Below are 17,201 nucleotides of genomic sequence, written 5' to 3'. Positions count from 1 at the left end.
AAAGCCCGTGCCGAGCTGGGCCTGGGCCCAACCGACCTGTTCAAGCTGCCTGAAGCCCCTGCCGACACCGGCAAAGGCTACACCCTGGCCCAGAAGATGGTCGGCAAGGCCTGCGGCCTGCCGGAAGGCAAAGGCGTGCGTCCAGGCACCTACTGCGAGCCGAAGATGACCACCGTCGGTTCCCAGGACACCACTGGCCCGATGACCCGTGACGAGCTCAAAGACCTGGCCTGCCTGGGCTTCTCCGCCGACCTGGTCATGCAGTCGTTCTGCCACACCGCCGCTTATCCGAAGCCGATCGACGTCAACACCCACCACACCCTGCCGGATTTCATCCGCACCCGTGGCGGCGTATCCCTGCGTCCAGGCGACGGCATCATCCACAGCTGGCTGAACCGCATGCTGCTGCCGGACACCGTCGGTACCGGTGGTGACTCGCACACCCGTTTCCCGATCGGCATCTCCTTCCCGGCCGGTTCCGGCCTGGTCGCCTTCGCCGCAGCCACCGGCGTCATGCCGCTGGACATGCCGGAGTCGGTACTGGTGCGCTTCAAGGGCAAACTGCAGCCAGGCATCACCCTGCGTGACCTGGTCCATGCCATCCCTTACTACGCCATCCAGAAGGGTCTGCTGACCGTCGAGAAGAAAGGCAAGATCAACGCCTTCTCCGGCCGCATCCTGGAAATCGAAGGCCTGGACGACCTGACCGTCGAGCAAGCATTCGAACTGTCCGACGCCTCGGCCGAACGTTCCGCCGCCGGTTGCTCGATCAAGCTGCCTGAGAAGGCGATTGCCGAGTACCTGCAGTCGAACATCACCCTGCTGCGCTGGATGATCAGCGAAGGCTACGGCGATGCCCGTACCCTGGAGCGCCGTGCCCAGGCCATGGAAGCCTGGCTGGCCAACCCGAAACTGCTGTCGGCCGACGCCGATGCCGAATACGCCGAGATCATCGAAATCGACCTGGCCGACGTCAAGGAGCCTGTGCTCTGCGCGCCGAACGACCCGGACGACGCGCGCCTGCTGTCGACCGTACAGGGCGAGAAGATCGACGAAGTGTTCATCGGCTCGTGCATGACCAACATCGGTCACTTCCGTGCTGCCGGCAAGCTGCTGGACAAGGTCAAGGGCGGTATCCCGACCCGTCTGTGGCTGGCACCGCCCACCAAGATGGACGCCCACCAGCTGACCGAAGAAGGCTACTACGGCATCTACGGCAAGGCCGGTGCGCGCATGGAAATGCCAGGCTGCTCGCTGTGCATGGGTAACCAGGCACGTGTGCAGACCGGTTCGACCGTGGTCTCCACCTCCACCCGTAACTTCCCGAACCGCCTGGGCGACGCCACCAACGTCTACCTGGCCTCGGCGGAGCTGGCGGCCGTTGCCTCGATCCTGGGCAAACTGCCGACCGTCGAAGAGTACATGGAATACGCCAAGAACATCGACAGCATGGCTGCCGACGTTTACCGCTACCTGAGCTTCGACCAGATCGCCGAGTTCCGCGAAGCGGCGGCGAGCGCCACTATCCCGGTCGTTCAAGCGTAAGCTGAACTCAGGGTAAAAAAGACCCCGCCAATCGGCGGGGTTTTTTTATGCCTACAATCACCTGGAAAACTAATCACTCTCCCCAAAGCGACCCAATATGAAAATCCCCTGCCGGACGGCAACAAACACTGTTGCTGAATAGACCAGGGATGCGCCTATGAAAAGCGGTCTTCCCACCAACGCGACAAGCAACCAGAAGACAGAACCGCAAACAGCCCCTACTGCAACAGGCAAGCATAAGCTGAGCATTACCCACCTGGCCCAACTATTTCGATGAACAAACCATAACAAAGGGAACGCTAACAAATAGGGCACAAGAGCAATTGCTGGCAAAAACAATGCAAGAACGGAATCTGTGCTCCAAGAATAGTCCTCTCCCTGCGCCGCATACCAGCGAATCGTACACCACAGCACCACCGAGGAGAGCACAAACAACACAGCGCATGCGGCATAGCTCAACAGATCATTTTTCTTCACAAAACGCTCCTAGAGCATAAATTAGCACCCTCCCTACCGCTCAATTACCACCGACATCTCACCCCTTATAGAAATTGAATAAGGCACTGCCCCCAAATACCTTTGAATGGCGGCCAAAACACTAGTAGCTTGTTCATCAATCAGTCCCCTGTGGGTACTCCGATTGGCATCATATGTATCATCGTAAGCGCGTACCACGCCAGAAAAAGAGAAGCTATTCTCTTGTCGCTTATGCAGCACCCCTTCAAGACGCATTGAAATGTTTCCCAGCCAGGCCCCCGTCAACCATGAGTCCTGCGCGGTATCGTAGGAAAATTTTTCAATACTGATTGGAGAGGAGCCAATTGATGCGGAAGAAAAAGCTTGTTCCAGAACTGGAATAGTCTTCGTGGCAGGATCTATCGAGATTCGATTGATGTCTGTCGCCACTGCAGCCCCTTTCCCAAAAAGAAAGTGCGAGAGCGCCGCCACAGGGGTGAGCGGTCCACCTGATAATTCAGAGACATCACTGACCTTAGCGTACGGCTGCAAATTCCGCAGCGTAAGAAACAATGCCTGCTGCAGGGAAACCCCAGGATTGAAGCACATGTATTGATCTGCATGCGACACCACCAGAAGGTCCATGCCAATTGCAGGAATAAGGAGCTTTATCTCCCCACCTTCCATATAAATCGACTGTTCTCGCATCAGCTTTATAAGCATTTCCCGCCAATAGCCCTCCGCATACTTTTGCAGTCGCTGCTCATGCTGAGCCTTCACTACAACACCTGGATTCGGAGCCGGAAACTGGCCCCCCGGCTTATTCACAGGTGCATAACCAGGGGCTGCAGCATTAACATTAATTGGAGGGAGCGTAACTGTGTTGGCCATGCCACTTTCCTCTTAAACTCCTCTTCGGGAAGTTGAGATTACGTGACAAGAGCCATAATAAAAGCCAAGCGCTTCCGATGCGTTTGAATGAAGCCACCTCAACACATGAGAGAAACTACCTACAATACGAACAAGGCAGAAGTCACTCACACTAAGCCTTGGGACCAGTGCTCTCCGTAGCCGCTGCCGCCAGGCTGCGATCGGTGGAAGCGGCGGTACGATGACTCGACTTGCTCCGCGATTGAACGCTGCGACGCATCGCGGGGCAAGCCCGCTCCTACAGGGAGTCGATCGCAGCCTGGCGGCAGCGGCAGAAACCGGTAGCGCTCAGATCACAAACAAGTCCATGAACCGGTGCACCGCCGTCGCTTCGAGCGCCTGTTGATCCTTGCACAAGGCAAAGATCTCATTGACCCGCTGCCCGGCAAAGCGCGTCGCCAGGTTGGCCTTGAACTTCTCCTCCAGCAATGGAATCCCTTCGGCCCGCCGCCGGCGATGTCCGATCGGGTACTCCACCACCACCTGGCCGGTGCTCGAACCATCACTGAAGAACACCTGCACACCATTGGCAATGGAACGCTTGTCGGCCTCCAGGTACTCACGGGTAAAGCGCAGGTCTTCGACGATCTCCATCTTCTCGCGCAACCGGTCGATGACCGGGTGGGCGGCATGGAACGCGTCTTCATAGTGCTCGGCCACCAGGTTGCCAAAGATCAGCGGCACGGCCGTCATGTACTGGATGCAATGATCGCGGTCCGCGGCATTGGCCAGCTTGCCAACCTTGGAGATGATGCGGATCGCCGATTCATGGGTGGTGATGACGATCCGGTCGATCTCGTCCAGACGATCACGCACCTGCGGGTGCAACGCCACCGCCGCTTCGCAGGCTGTCTGGGCATGGAACTCGGCAGGAAAACTGATCTTGAACAGTACGTTCTCCATCACGTAGCTGGCGAACGGCTGGGGCAGGCTGAAGGCGCGCTGGCGTTCGGGCTTGAGCGCCAGGTCCTTGTTGGTATGGCTGAACAGCACGTCGTAGAAGCCCCACTGCGGCGCACTCAGCACCCCGGGCACACCCATCTCGCCGCGCAAGGCGATATCCGCCAGACGCACGCCGCGACTGGAGGCATCCCCCGCCGCCCAGGACTTGCGCGAGCCGGCATTGGGCGCATGACGGTAGGTGCGCAGCGCCTGACCATCGACAAAGGCATGGGACAGCGCCGACAGCAGCTGCTCGCGGTTGGCGCCCATCAACCGTGCACACACGGCCGTGGACGCCACCTTGACCAGCAGCACATGGTCCAGGCCAACGCGGTTGAACGAGTTTTCCAAGGCAATCACGCCCTGGATCTCGTGGGCCATGACCATGGCGTCGAGCACCGCGCGCATGCTCAAGGGCGCTTCGCCATTGGCCACGCGCTTTTGCGACAGGTGGTCGGCCACCGCCAGGATGCCGCCGAGGTTGTCCGAGGGGTGCCCCCACTCGGCGGCGAGCCAGGTGTCGTTGTAATCGAGCCAACGGACGATGCAACCGATGTCCCAGGCCGCCTTGACCGGGTCCAGGCGGTAGCTGGTGCCAGGCACCCGGGCGCCGAACGGCACCACCGTCCCCTCCACCAGCGGCCCCAGGTGCTTGGTGCATTCGGGGAAGCGCAACGCCAGCAGGCCGCAGCCCAGGGTGTCCATCAGGCAATTGCGCGCCGTGTCCAGCGCCTCGCCCGATTCGACCGTGTAGCCCAGGACGTAGTCAGCGATGTCCTGCAGCACCCGGTCGTAATCGGGGCGGTTGTTCAGATCAACGTTGGCACTCATGTCACTTCTCTCTGTCGACGTAGGTAAACAGGGAGCCGAGCACCGCTACCGGTTAGAAGGCATCACCGGGCACCCGCACCCAACCCTCCATCAGTATGCGCGCACTGCGGCTCATGATGGCTTTGGTCACGCTCCACTCACCGTCCACCTGGCGGGCCTCGGCGCCAACGCGCAGGGTGCCGGAGGGGTGACCGAAACGTACGGCGCTGCGCTCGCCGCCACCGGCGGCCAGGTTGACCAGGGTGCCCGGCACCGCGGCAGCAGTACCGATGGCCACCGCGGCGGTGCCCATCATGGCGTGGTGCAGCTTGCCCATGGACAGCGCGCGTACCAATAGATCAACGTCTGCGGCGCCCACGGTTTTACCGCTGGACGACTGGTAGGTGGTCGGCGGCGCGACAAAGGCGACTTTCGGCGTGTGCTGGCGCTTGGCGGCTTCATCGACGTGGGCGATCAGGCCCATGCGCACCGCGCCGTGGGCACGGATGGTCTCGAAACGGGCCAGGGCCTCGACATCGCCGTTGATCGCGTCCTGCAGTTCGGTGCCGGTGTAACCGATGTCGGCGGCATTGATGAAGATGGTCGGGATACCGGCGTTGATCATCGTCGCCTTGAGAGTGCCGACACCCGGCACCACCAGGTCGTCGACCAGGTTGCCGGTAGGGAACATCGAACCGCCCTCGCCGTCTTCGTCGGCGGCCGGGTCCATGAATTCGAGCTGCACTTCGGCCGCCGGGAACGTCACGCCGTCCAGCTCGAAGTCACCGGTTTCCTGGACTTGACCGTTACTGATCGGCACGTGGGCGATGATGGTCTTGCCAATGTTGGCCTGCCAGATACGCACGGTGGCGATGCCGTTTTCCGGCACACGGCCGGCGTCGACCAGGCCGGCGCTGATGGCGAAGGAGCCGACCGCCGCCGAGAGGTTGCCGCAGTTGCCGCTCCAGTCGACGAAGGCCTTGTCGATCGACACCTGGCCGAACAGGTAGTCGACATCGTGGTCGGCCTTGATGCTGCGCGACAGGATCACGGTCTTGCTGGTGCTGGAGGTGGCGCCGCCCATGCCGTCGATCTGCTTGCCGTAGGGATCGGGGCTGCCGATCACCCGCAGCAGCAGCGCATCACGGGCAGGTCCTGGGACCTGGGCGCGCTCGGGCAAGTCGTCCTGACGGAAGAACACGCCCTTGCTGGTGCCGCCACGGATGTAGGTGGCGGGGATTCTAACTTGAGGTACATGAGCCATGTTGAGCTTGTCCTGTAATCGCTGCGCAATCTGCAAACAATTGTGGGAGCCGGCATGGCCGGCGATGCAGACACCGCGAGTCACCTGACACCGCGTTGATACCATCGCCGGCCATGCCGGCTCCCACAGGGGGGGTGTTGCCTGTGCCTCAGTGGATCAAACGGCTGCCGACTCGAGGAAGTCCTGGGCGAAGCGCTGCAGCACGCCACCGGCTTCGTAGATCGAGACTTCTTCGGCGGTGTCCAGGCGGCAGGTCACCGGCACTTCGACACGGGAGCCGTCGTGACGGGTGATCACCAGGGTCAGGGTCGCACGCGGGGTGCGCTCGCCAATCACGTCGAAAGTCTCGGTACCGTCGATCTCCAGGGTCTTGCGGTTGACGCCCGGCTTGAACTCCAGCGGCAGCACGCCCATGCCCACCAGGTTGGTGCGGTGGATACGCTCGAAACCTTCGGCGACGATGGCCTCGACACCCGCCAGGCGTACGCCCTTGGCCGCCCAGTCACGGGACGAGCCCTGGCCGTAGTCGGCACCGGCAACGATGATCAGCGGCTGCTTGCGATCCATGTAGGTCTCGATCGCTTCCCACATGCGGGTGACCTTGCCTTCAGGCTCGATCCGCGCCAGGGAGCCCTGCTTGACCTTGCCGTTTTCCTGGACCATTTCGTTGAACAGTTTCGGGTTGGCGAAGGTGGCGCGCTGAGCGGTCAGGTGGTCGCCGCGGTGGGTCGCGTAGGAGTTGAAGTCCTCCTCCGGCAGGCCCATTTTCGCCAGGTATTCACCGGCGGCGCTGTCGAGCATGATGGCGTTCGATGGCGACAGGTGGTCGGTGGTGATGTTGTCCGGCAGCACGGCCAGCGGACGCATGCCCTTGAGCGTGCGCTCACCCGCCAAGGCGCCTTCCCAGTACGGTGGACGGCGGATATAGGTGCTCATCGGGCGCCAGTCGTACAGCGGCTCGACCTTGGGCCCGGTGTCTTCCTGGATGGCGAACATCGGGATGTAGACCTTGCGGAACTGCTCGGGCTTGACCGCTGCCTTGACCACGGCATCGATCTCTTCGTCGCTCGGCCAGATGTCCTTGAGGCGGATTTCCTTGCCGTCGACCACGCCCAGCACATCCTTCTCGATGTCGAAGCGGATGGTGCCGGCAATGGCGTAGGCCACCACCAGCGGCGGCGAAGCCAGGAAGGCCTGCTTGGCATAAGGGTGGATACGACCGTCGAAGTTACGGTTGCCCGACAGCACGGCGGTGGCGTACAGGTCGCGCTCGATGATTTCTTCCTGGATCTTCGGATCCAGGGCACCGGACATGCCGTTGCAGGTGGTGCAGGCGAAGGCGACGATACCGAAGCCCAGTTGCTCCAGCTCTTCGTTCAGGCCCGCATCCTTGAGGTACAGCTCGACGGTCTTGGAACCCGGGGCCAGGGACGATTTGACCCACGGCTTGCGGGTCAGGCCCAGTTTGTTGGCATTGCGCGCCAGCAGGCCCGCAGCGATCACGTTGCGCGGGTTGCTGGTGTTGGTGCAACTGGTGATGGCGGCGATGATCACCGCGCCGTCAGGCATCAGGCCCGGCTCTTCCTGCCACTGCCCGGCGATGCCCTTGGCGGCCAGGTCGCTGGTGGCGACACGGGCGTGGGGGTTGGACGGACCGGCCATGTTGCGCACGACGCTGGACAGGTCGAAGCGCAGTACTCGCTCGTATTCGGCATTTGCCAGGCTGTCGGACCACAGGCCTGCGACCTTGGCGTAGGTCTCCACCAGCTTGACCTGCTGGTCTTCGCGGCCGGTGAGCTTGAGGTAGTCGATGGTCTGCTGGTCGATGGAGAACATCGCCGCCGTGGCGCCGTATTCAGGGGCCATGTTGGAGATGGTCGCACGGTCGCCCAGGGTCAGGGCACGGGCGCCTTCGCCGTAGAACTCAAGGTAAGCACCGACGACCTTTTCCTTGCGCAGGAACTCGGTCAGGGCCAGTACCACGTCAGTGGCGGTGATGCCCGGCTGCGGCTTGCCCGACAGCTCGACACCGACGATTTCCGGCAGGCGCATCCAGGAGGCGCGGCCGAGCATGACGTTCTCGGCTTCCAGGCCGCCGACGCCGATGGCGATCACGCCCAGGGCATCGACATGCGGGGTGTGGCTGTCGGTGCCGACGCAGGTGTCCGGGTAGGCCACGCCACGGTCGTTGTGAATGACCGGCGACATCTTCTCCAGGTTGATCTGGTGCATGATGCCGTTGCCGGGCTGGATCACGTCGACGTTCTTGAACGCCTTCTTGGTCCAGTTGATGAAGTGGAAGCGGTCTTCGTTGCGACGGTCTTCGATGGCGCGGTTCTTTTCGAACGCTTGCGGGTCGTAACCACCGCATTCGACGGCCAGGGAGTGGTCGACGATCAATTGCACCGGCACCACCGGGTTGACCTGGGCCGGATCACCACCACCGTCGGCAATGGCGTCACGCAGACCAGCGAGGTCCACCAGGGCGGTCTGGCCGAGGATGTCGTGGCACACCACGCGAGCCGGGAACCAGGGGAAGTCGAGGTCGCGCTTGCGCTCGATCAGCTGGCCCAGCGATGCATTGAGGGTGGCCGGGTCGCAGCGGCGCACCAGGTTTTCGGCGAGGACGCGCGAGGTGTAAGGCAGACGGTCATAAGCGCCCGGCTCGATCGCATCGACCGCCGCACGGGCGTCGAAGTAATCCAGGCCAGTGCCCGGCAGGTTCTTGCGAAATTCAGTATTCATGGCACAGGGACTCAATCACGGTAAGGTCGGTGGCATAAGGGCCAGCCTGGAGCCCTGTGGGAGCTGGCAACGCCAGCGATGCAGACACCGCGGTGCACCTGACACCGCGTCGATTCCATCGCCGGCGTTGCCGGCTCCCACAACAGCACAGGCTCAGTGCTGGTCCGTCAAAGCCAGTCTCAGCGTTGCTCGATTGGCACGAACTTGCGCTGCTCGACGCCGGTGTACTCGGCGCTCGGACGGATGATGCGGTTGTTGGCGCGCTGTTCGAACACGTGCGCCGCCCAGCCGGTCAGGCGCGAGCAGACGAAGATCGGGGTGAACAGCTTGGTCGGGATGCCCATGAAGTGGTACGCCGAGGCATGGTAGAAGTCGGCGTTGGGGAACAGCTTCTTCTGCTCCCACATGGTCTTGTCGATGGCTTCGGACACCGGGTACAGCACGGTATCGCCCACTTCATCGGCCAGCTTCTTGGACCAGCCCTTGATCACCTCGTTGCGCGGATCGGACTCTTTGTAGATGGCATGGCCGAAGCCCATGATCTTGTCCTTGCGCTCAAGCATCTGCAGCAGCTCGGCCACCGCGTCCTGCGGGCTCTGGAAGCGTTCGATCAGTTCCATCGCCGCTTCGTTGGCGCCGCCGTGCAGCGGGCCGCGCAGCGAGCCGATGGCAGCGGTGATGCAGGAGTACAGGTCCGACAGGGTCGAAGCACAGACCCGAGCGGTGAAGGTCGAGGCGTTGAATTCGTGCTCGGCGTAGAGGATCAGCGAGACGTTCATCACCTTGACGTGCAGCTCGCTCGGCTTCTTGCCATGCAGCAGGTGCAGGAAGTGGCCGCCGATGGTGTCTTCGTCGCTGGTGCACTCGATGCGCACGCCGTGATGGGTGAAGCGGTACCAGTAGCACATCACCGCCGGGAACAGCGCCAGCAGACGGTCGGTCTTGTCGCGCTGCTGCTCGAAGGTCAGCTCCGGCTCCAGGGTACCGAGCACCGAGCAACCGGTACGCATCACGTCCATCGGGTGGGCATCGGCCGGGATGCGCTCGAGCACTTCCTTCAGGGCCTGGGGCAGGTCGCGCAGGGTCTTGAGCTTGGCCTTGTAGGCGGTCAGCTGGGTGGCATTGGGCAGTTCGCCGTACAGCAGCAGGTAGGCCACTTCTTCGAATTCGGCGCCAGCGGCCAGGTCGCGGACGTCATAACCACGGTAGGTCAGGCCGGCACCGGCTTGCCCTACGGTCGACAGTGCGGTTTGCCCGGCCACTTGACCACGCAGGCCGGCACCACTGAGTACTTTTGCTTCGGCCATTGCTTTTCTCCACTCTTGAATTTGTTATGGATTCTTTGGCTAATCGCGGGGCAAGCCCGCACCTACGGGTTCAGCCCTTTTTCTGGGCGAACAGCGCGTCGAGGCTTTGCTCGAACGCGTGGTAATTGATGGCGTCGTACAGCTCCATGCGGGTCTGCATGGTGTCGATGACATTTTTCTGGGTGCCGTCGCGGCGCAGCGCGGTGTAGACATTCTCGGCCGCCTTGTTCATGGCGCGGAACGCCGACAGCGGGTAGAGCACCAGGGAAACGTCGACCGAAGCCAGTTCCTCGGTGGTGTACAGCGGGGTGGCACCGAATTCGGTGATGTTGGCCAGGATCGGCGCCTTCACCCGGTCGGCGAAGGTCTTGTACATGGCAAGCTCGGTGATGGCTTCCGGGAAGACCATGTCGGCGCCGGCCTCGATGCATGCCGCCGCGCGATCCAGGGCCGCCTCCAGGCCTTCGACGGCCAGGGCGTCGGTACGCGCCATGATCACGAAGCTGTCGTCGGTACGGGCATCGACCGCCGCCTTGATGCGGTCGACCATCTCCTGCTGGGAGACAATTTCCTTGTTCGGACGATGGCCGCAACGCTTGGCGCCGACCTGGTCCTCGATATGGATGGCCGCAGCGCCGAACTTGATCATCGATTTGACGGTGCGGGCAACGTTGAAGGCCGAGGAGCCGAAACCGGTGTCCACGTCCACCAGCAGCGGCAGGTCGCAGACGTCGGTGATGCGGCGCACGTCGGTCAGCACGTCATCCAGCCCGGTAATGCCAAGGTCCGGCAGGCCGAGGGAGCCGGCGGCTACACCGCCACCGGACAGGTAGATGGCCTTGAAACCGGCACGCTTGGCCAGCAGCGCATGGTTGGCGTTGATCGCACCGACGACTTGCAGCGGGTGTTCGGCGGCGACGGCATCGCGAAAGCGCTGGCCTGGACTGCTTTTCTGACTCATGACTCACCTCGTGGGCTGGTAGCGTCCTGGTAATGACGCTCGACATTACGTTTGGAAGCGCCGATGTGACGGCGCATCAAGAGCTCGGCCAGCTCGCCGTCACGGTCGGCGATGGCATCGAGAATCCGGTGGTGCTCGGCGAACGCCTGGCGTGGCCGGTTGGGCGTGGCGGAAAACTGGATGCGGTACATGCGCACCAACTGATACAGCTCGCCGCACAGCATCTGCACCAGGGTGCGGTTACCGCTGCCCTGGATGATCCGGTAATGGAAGTCGAAATCGCCTTCCTGCTGGTAGTAGCCAAGGCCGGCCTGGAAGGTGGCGTCGCGCTCGTGGGTTTCGAGCACCCGGCGCAGTTCGTCGATCTCGGCTACGCTCATACGCTCGGCAGCCAGGCGGCAGGCCATGCCTTCGAGGGATTCGCGGATCTCATAGAGTTCAATCAGCTCGGCATGGCTGAGCGACACCACCCGCGCCCCGACATGAGGCACGCGCACCAGCAGGCGCTGGCCTTCCAGGCGGTGGATCGCCTCGCGCAGCGGGCCGCGACTGATGCCGTAGGTGCGCGCCAGCTCAGGCTCGGAGATCTTGCTGCCCGGGGCGATCTCGCCCTTGACGATGGCGGCCTGGATACGTCGGAAGACGTTTTCCGAGAGGGTTTCCGAATCCTCGGCTACCGCACTGGTGGCTTGGGCTGTGTCCAGCATATTGTCGACACCTCATAAATCGATAGGGCCAAAACTAGCCAAATTCGAAAGCGAAGTCAAAGACAACATAGATATTGTCGACAATCGTCTAAGAACGAACTTCACCACGGGTCGTGTTGTCTGAGTGCAGCCGCTGGCGTCGCGACATCAGCGTGATAGAATGCCGCGCCTCCCACGGGGCACGAATAGTGTGTCTGTCATCAAATTGTGCTGGTGGCCGATCAACGAGGAAGCTTGCGCAGCACTGCCAGTGGCCTTGACCCGAACATTGCACAGCACCGCGCCAGGATTTATGAGACTTACGCCCCTTCTACTGTTGCTCAGCCTTTGTATATTGCCTGCCCTGGGCCAGGCCGCGGAAAAGACCGTCTACGGCCTTAACGAATACGCCCGTCTGGCCGATATCGACCTGGAGGTCGCCGCCAAGCTCGATACCGGGGCCAAGACCGCCTCGCTCAGCGCCCGCGACATCAAGCGTTTCAAGCGCAATGGCGAGTCCTGGGTGCGCTTCTACCTGGCGATTGACGCCGCCCACGCGCATCCGATAGAACGCCCCCTGGCCCGTGTCAGCAAGATCAAGCGACGCGCCGGCGATTACAATCCTGACGAAGGCAAGGCCTACACCGCTCGTCCGGTAATTGAAATGAACATCTGCATGGGCACGGCCAAACGCGTCATCGAAGTGAACCTGACCGACCGCAGCGCGTTCCAGTACCCGCTGCTGATCGGCTCCGAGGCCCTCAAGCACTTCGACGCACTGGTCGACCCAAGCCTTAAATACGCGGCCGGCAAACCTGCCTGCGCCCCTGACGCTCCCACCGCAGAGTAATCCCGATGCGCTCTCTTACCCTTCATCTGAAAGTCCTGATCACCGTACTGGTGCTTCTAGGCATCCTGGTCACGGCCTATCAGATCTTCTTCCTCGGCATCCCGGTGACCGAGGACGAGACCGATGACCTGTGGAACATCGACGCCAAGGTCGAGTTCGTCGCCAACCCCAAGGACCCGGTCAAGGTGCAGATGTTCGTGCCGCCGTTGAACCGTGACTATGTCAGCCTCAACGAGAGCTTCATCTCCAACAACTACGGGGTCAGCGTCAATCGCGTCGACGGCAACCGCAAGGTGACCTGGTCGGCCCGCCGCGCCAATGGCAACCAGACCCTGTACTACCGCCTGGTCCTGACCAAGCGCTACAGCACCGAGAAAGCCAAGATCAAGGGCCCGACCTTCCGCGACAGCCTGGCGGTAGAAGGCCCGGAGAAGATCGCCGCCGAAGCCCTGATGGCGCCTATCCGCCAGCACTCGGCCGACGTCGAGACCTTCGTCAGCGAGACCATCAAGCGGGTCAACAACCTCAACGACGACAACGTCAAGCTGCTGCTGGCCGGCGATCCGTCGTCGATGAACAAGGCCAAGATCATCGACCTGCTGCTGTCCATCGCCCACGTGCCGATCGAGAAGGTACACACCATCCGCCTGGTCGCCGACCAACCGCAAACCCCCGAGCTGTGGCTGCGCAGCTTCAACGGCACCGACTGGCTGTACTTCAACCCGGACACCGGTGAACAGGGCCTGCCGGCCGACCGTCTGCTGTGGTGGACCGGTGACGACAACCTGATCACCGTCGACGGCGGCAAGAAAGCCAACGTCAGCTTCAGCCTGAACAACAGCGAGATGAACGCCATCCGCCTGGCCAAGCTGACCGACGAAAACACCGACGCCGACTTCCTCGAATACTCGCTCTACGGCCTGCCGCTGCAGACCCAGCAGACCTTCATGATCATGGTGATGATCCCGATCGGCGTGCTGGTGATCCTGGTGCTGCGCAACCTGATCGGCATCCAGACCCTGGGGACCTTCACCCCGGTGCTGATCGCCCTGGCCTTCCGCGAGACCCAGCTGGGCTTCGGCATCATCCTGTTCACCGTGATCACGGCGCTGGGCCTGTCGCTACGCTCCTACCTCGAACACCTGAAGCTGCAGATGCTGCCGCGCCTGTCGGTGGTGCTGACCTTCGTGGTGGTACTGATCGCCGCCATCAGCCTGTTCAGTCACAAACTGGGCCTTGAGCGCGGCCTGTCGGTGGCGCTGTTCCCGATGGTGATCCTGACCATGACCATCGAGCGCCTGTCGATCACCTGGGAAGAGCGTGGCGGTGGCCATGCCATGAAAGTCGCCATCGGCACCCTGTTCGCCGCCTCCCTGGCGCACCTGCTGATGAGCGTGCCGGAGCTGGTGTACTTCGTCTTCACCTTCCCGGCGGTACTGCTGATCCTGGTGGGCTTCATGCTGGCGATGGGTCGCTACCGCGGCTACCGCCTGACGGAGCTGGTGCGTTTCAAGGCTTTCGTGAAGGCTGACGCCTGATGATCGGACTCTGGAAAACCTGGAAAGCCCTGGAGGCCCGGGGCATCATGGGTATCAACCGGCGCAATGCGGACTACGTCCTCAAGTACAACAAGCGCCACCTGTACCCGATCGTCGATGACAAGATCATCACCAAGGAGCGTGCCATCAAGGCCGGCATCCACGTGCCGGAAATGTACGGGATCATCTCCACCGAGAAAGAGATCGACAAGCTGGGCGAGATCATCGGCGGGCGCAACGACTTCGTCGTCAAGCCCGCCCAGGGCGCCGGCGGTGACGGCATCCTGGTGGTGGCCGATCGCTTCGAGGACCGTTATCGCACGGTCTCGGGCAAGATCATCAGCCACGAGGAAATCGAGCACCAGATCTCCAGTATCCTCACCGGCCTGTACTCCCTGGGCGGTCACCGCGACCGTGCGCTGATCGAATACCGGGTCACCCCCGACCAGATCTTCAAGAGCATCAGCTACGAGGGCGTGCCGGACATCCGCATCATCGTGCTGATGGGCTACCCGGTGATGGCCATGCTGCGCCTGCCGACCCGCCAGTCGGGCGGCAAGGCCAACCTGCACCAGGGCGCCATCGGCGTGGGTGTTGACCTGGCCACCGGCGTGACCCTGCGCGGCACCTGGCTGAACAACATCATCAGCAAGCACCCGGACACCACCAACGCGGTGGACGGCGTGCAACTGCCCAACTGGGACGGCTTCATGAAGCTGGCCGCCGGCTGCTACGAGCTGTGCGGGCTGGGCTACATCGGTGTCGACATGGTCCTGGACCAGGACAAGGGGCCGTTGATCCTCGAACTCAACGCCCGCCCCGGCCTGAACATCCAGATCGCCAACGACTGTGGCCTGACCAAGCGCACCCATGCCATCGAGGCGCACCTTGAGCAACTGGCCAAGGACGGCGTCAAGGAAAGCGTCGAGCAGCGCGTACGCTACGCCCAGGAGCTGTTCGGCCACGTGCCGTCCAACTGAAGGCAAACAGCCTGTCCGCGTCAGCCAGCTCCGGCTGGCGCGGGCCGGGCATCCAAGGTCGTAGTCAAGGCTAGGAGCATTTCCTACAGCGGATTACAATCGCCTCCCCGCATCCATAGCTGTTCACTTGCATGCCGACCTGTACGCTCCACCCCCTGCCCTACCAGGCCAATCCCGCCGTCTATTTCGCGCGTATCCGCCAGGCACCCGGCGCCGTGCTGCTCGACAGCGCCCGCCCGACCGCCGAGCGCGGCCGCTTCGACCTGCTCAGCGCCTGGCCGCTGCAGACCCTGGCCCCCGAGGCGGGCGAAGACGGTGAAGCCTACCTGCAGCGCCTGCGTGAAAGCCTTGGGCAACTGGGCCGGGCAAGCCTGCCGGACGACGTCGAGCTGCCGTTTGCCGGCGGCCTGATCGGTTACCTGAGCTATGACTTCGGCCGTCGCCTGGAGCAGCTGCCACACCGTGCGGTCGATGACCTGGGCCTGGCCGACGCCAGCCTCGGACTCTATGCCTGGGCGCTGATCAGCGACCACCAGCTGCAGCGCACGCACCTGCTGTTTCACCCACGCCTGATCGAGACCGAGCGCCAGCGCCTGATCGCCCTGTTCGAGGCCCCGGCCCCGGCCTGCGATGCGACGTTCTCCCTGCAAGCGCCGATGCGTGGCGATATCAGCGCCGAGGACTACCACCAGGCCTTCGAGCGCGTGCAGCAGTACATCCATGCCGGTGACTGCTACCAGATCAACCTCACCCAGCGCTTTCGCGCCCCCTGCCAGGGTGATCCCTGGCACGCCTACCAGGCCCTGCGCCAGGCCTGCCCGACGCCGTTCTCGGGCTTTCAACTGCTGGCCGACGGCAGTGCCTTGCTGAGCTTCTCACCGGAGCGTTTCATCCAGGTCAGCCAGGGCCAGGTGGAAACCCGGCCGATCAAAGGCACCCGCCCACGCAGCGCCGATCCTGCGACCGACGCGCGCAATGGCGCCGAGCTGCTGAACAGCGCCAAGGACCGTGCGGAAAACCTGATGATCGTCGACCTGCTGCGCAACGACCTGGGGCGCAGTTGCGAGATCGGCTCGGTCAAGGTGCCGGAGCTGTTCAGCCTGGAGAGCTACCCCAATGTGCATCACCTGGTCAGCAGCGTCACCGGTCGCCTGGCCGCCGGCAAGGACGCCCTGGACCTGATCGCCGGCAGCTTCCCCGGCGGCTCGATCACCGGCGCCCCGAAGATCCGCGCCATGCAGATCATCGACGAACTGGAACCCACTCGTCGGGCGCTGTACTGCGGCTCACTGCTGTATGTGGACGTGCGCGGCGAGATGGACAGCTCCATCGCCATCCGCAGCCTGCTGGTCAAGGATGGCCAGGTGTGCTGCTGGGGAGGTGGCGCGGTGGTGGCCGACTCGGACTGGCAGGCGGAGTACGAGGAGTCGATCACCAAGGTCAAGGTGTTGCTCGAGACCTTGCAAGGGCTCTAAGAGCATCGCCGGCTACGCCGGCTCCCACAATGGATCATGCATGCAGTTCCTGTGGGAGCCGGCGAAGCCGGCGATAGGCGCCCTTACAGGCTCAGCGACCTGTTCGACGCCTTGATGAATTCCTTCTTCAACGCCTCGAAATCATGCACCGCCGGGAACTGCGGGAATTCGCGGATCACGTTGTCCGGCGCATGGAACAGGATCCCGGCATCCGCCTCGCCGAGCATGGTGGTGTCGTTGTACGAATCACCGGCCGCGATCACCCGGTAGTACAGGCTCTTGAACGCCAGCACCGACTGGCGCTTGGGGTCTTTCTGGCGCAGCTGGTAGCCGGTCACCCGGTCGCTCTCGTCGGTGATCAGGCGGTGGCACAGCAAGGTCGGGAAGCCCAGCTGGCGCATCAGCGGCTGGGAGAATTCGTAGAAGGTGTCGGACAGGATCACGACCTGGAAACGCTCACGCAACCAGTCGACGAATTCAATGGCGCCGTCCAGCGGCTTGAGCGTGGCAATCACCGCCTGGATGTCGGAAAGCTTCAGCCCATGCTCATCGAGAATGCGCAGGCGCTGCTTCATCAGCACGTCGTAATCGGGGATGTCACGGGTGGTGGCCCGCAAGGATTCGATTCCGGTTTTTTCCGCGAAGGCGATCCAGATCTCCGGGACCAGCACGCCTTCCAGGTCGAGACAGGCAATTTCCACAGCACACTCCT

At 62.6% G+C, this 17,201-nt stretch carries 14 protein-coding genes; 5 read left to right on the top strand and 9 right to left on the bottom strand.

The window, feature by feature from the left end:
• On the top strand, window positions 1–1,545 hold a 1,545-nt coding region (locus ACIQUS_RS14675), incomplete at its 5' end, for a bifunctional aconitate hydratase 2/2-methylisocitrate dehydratase (RefSeq protein WP_403048041.1).
• 69 nt (window positions 1,546–1,614) lie between these two features.
• On the opposite strand, the gene ACIQUS_RS14670 is transcribed toward ACIQUS_RS14675, so the two are convergent.
• The 8 genes from ACIQUS_RS14670 to ACIQUS_RS14635 form a co-directional block, all read right to left on the bottom strand.
• A complete protein-coding gene (locus ACIQUS_RS14670) occupies window positions 1,615–2,022 on the bottom strand; it encodes a hypothetical protein (RefSeq protein ID WP_403048040.1) in 408 nt (135 codons plus the stop codon).
• Between the two features lie 33 nt (window positions 2,023–2,055).
• Window positions 2,056–2,892 (bottom strand): lipid II-degrading bacteriocin, encoded by an 837-nt coding sequence (locus ACIQUS_RS14665; protein ID WP_403048039.1) that lies wholly within the window; start codon window positions 2,890–2,892, stop codon window positions 2,056–2,058.
• Window positions 2,893–3,219: 327 nt separating this feature from the next.
• Entirely contained in the window at window positions 3,220–4,704 is a 1,485-nt protein-coding gene (prpD, locus tag ACIQUS_RS14660) for a 2-methylcitrate dehydratase (protein ID WP_403048038.1), read from the bottom strand.
• Window positions 4,705–4,756: 52 nt separating this feature from the next.
• Window positions 4,757–5,947: a 2-methylaconitate cis-trans isomerase PrpF gene (gene prpF, locus ACIQUS_RS14655; protein WP_403048037.1), complete on the bottom strand. Its 1,191-nt coding sequence runs from the start codon at window positions 5,945–5,947 to the stop codon at window positions 4,757–4,759.
• 156 nt (window positions 5,948–6,103) lie between these two features.
• Complete coding sequence (gene acnD / locus ACIQUS_RS14650; RefSeq protein WP_403048036.1) at window positions 6,104–8,692, bottom strand: Fe/S-dependent 2-methylisocitrate dehydratase AcnD; 2,589 nt, start codon at window positions 8,690–8,692, stop codon at window positions 6,104–6,106.
• Between the two features lie 179 nt (window positions 8,693–8,871).
• Window positions 8,872–9,999, bottom strand: a complete 1,128-nt coding sequence (gene prpC / locus ACIQUS_RS14645) for a 2-methylcitrate synthase (protein WP_403048035.1) — start codon at window positions 9,997–9,999, stop codon at window positions 8,872–8,874.
• A gap of 70 nt (window positions 10,000–10,069) precedes the next feature.
• On the bottom strand, window positions 10,070–10,960 hold the full coding sequence (prpB, locus tag ACIQUS_RS14640) for a methylisocitrate lyase (RefSeq protein ID WP_403048034.1): 891 nt from the start codon (window positions 10,958–10,960) through the stop codon (window positions 10,070–10,072).
• Entirely contained in the window at window positions 10,957–11,667 is a 711-nt protein-coding gene (locus ACIQUS_RS14635; RefSeq protein WP_403048033.1) for a GntR family transcriptional regulator, read from the bottom strand. Before ACIQUS_RS14635 ends, prpB begins: the two co-directional genes overlap by 4 nt.
• A 292-nt stretch (window positions 11,668–11,959) precedes the next feature.
• Between ACIQUS_RS14635 and ACIQUS_RS14630 the strand changes: the two genes are divergently transcribed.
• From ACIQUS_RS14630 to pabB, 4 genes are all read left to right on the top strand, one after another.
• A complete protein-coding gene (locus ACIQUS_RS14630) occupies window positions 11,960–12,496 on the top strand; it encodes an ATP-dependent zinc protease (protein ID WP_403048032.1) in 537 nt (178 codons plus the stop codon).
• 5 nt (window positions 12,497–12,501) lie between these two features.
• Window positions 12,502–14,034: an inactive transglutaminase family protein gene (locus ACIQUS_RS14625; RefSeq protein WP_403048031.1), complete on the top strand. Its 1,533-nt coding sequence runs from the start codon at window positions 12,502–12,504 to the stop codon at window positions 14,032–14,034.
• 2 nt (window positions 14,035–14,036) lie between these two features.
• Window positions 14,037–15,014 carry an alpha-L-glutamate ligase-like protein gene (locus tag ACIQUS_RS14620; RefSeq protein ID WP_403048051.1) on the top strand — a complete coding sequence of 326 codons (978 nt, stop codon included), beginning with the start codon at window positions 14,037–14,039 and terminating at the stop codon, window positions 15,012–15,014.
• Between the two features lie 131 nt (window positions 15,015–15,145).
• Entirely contained in the window at window positions 15,146–16,489 is a 1,344-nt protein-coding gene (gene pabB / locus ACIQUS_RS14615; protein ID WP_403048030.1) for an aminodeoxychorismate synthase component I, read from the top strand.
• An 83-nt stretch (window positions 16,490–16,572) separates the two neighbouring features.
• Here pabB and thrH read toward each other — a convergent pair whose 3' ends face one another.
• Window positions 16,573–17,190, bottom strand: coding sequence for a bifunctional phosphoserine phosphatase/homoserine phosphotransferase ThrH (thrH, locus tag ACIQUS_RS14610; RefSeq protein WP_403048029.1), 618 nt, complete (start codon window positions 17,188–17,190; stop codon window positions 16,573–16,575).
• Window positions 17,191–17,201: the final 11 nt, after the last annotated feature.

Source organism: Pseudomonas sp. NPDC090755, assembly GCF_044769005.1.
Classification (GTDB): Bacteria; Pseudomonadota; Gammaproteobacteria; order Pseudomonadales; family Pseudomonadaceae; genus Aquipseudomonas.
This window is presented reverse-complemented; position numbering and strand designations above follow the sequence as displayed.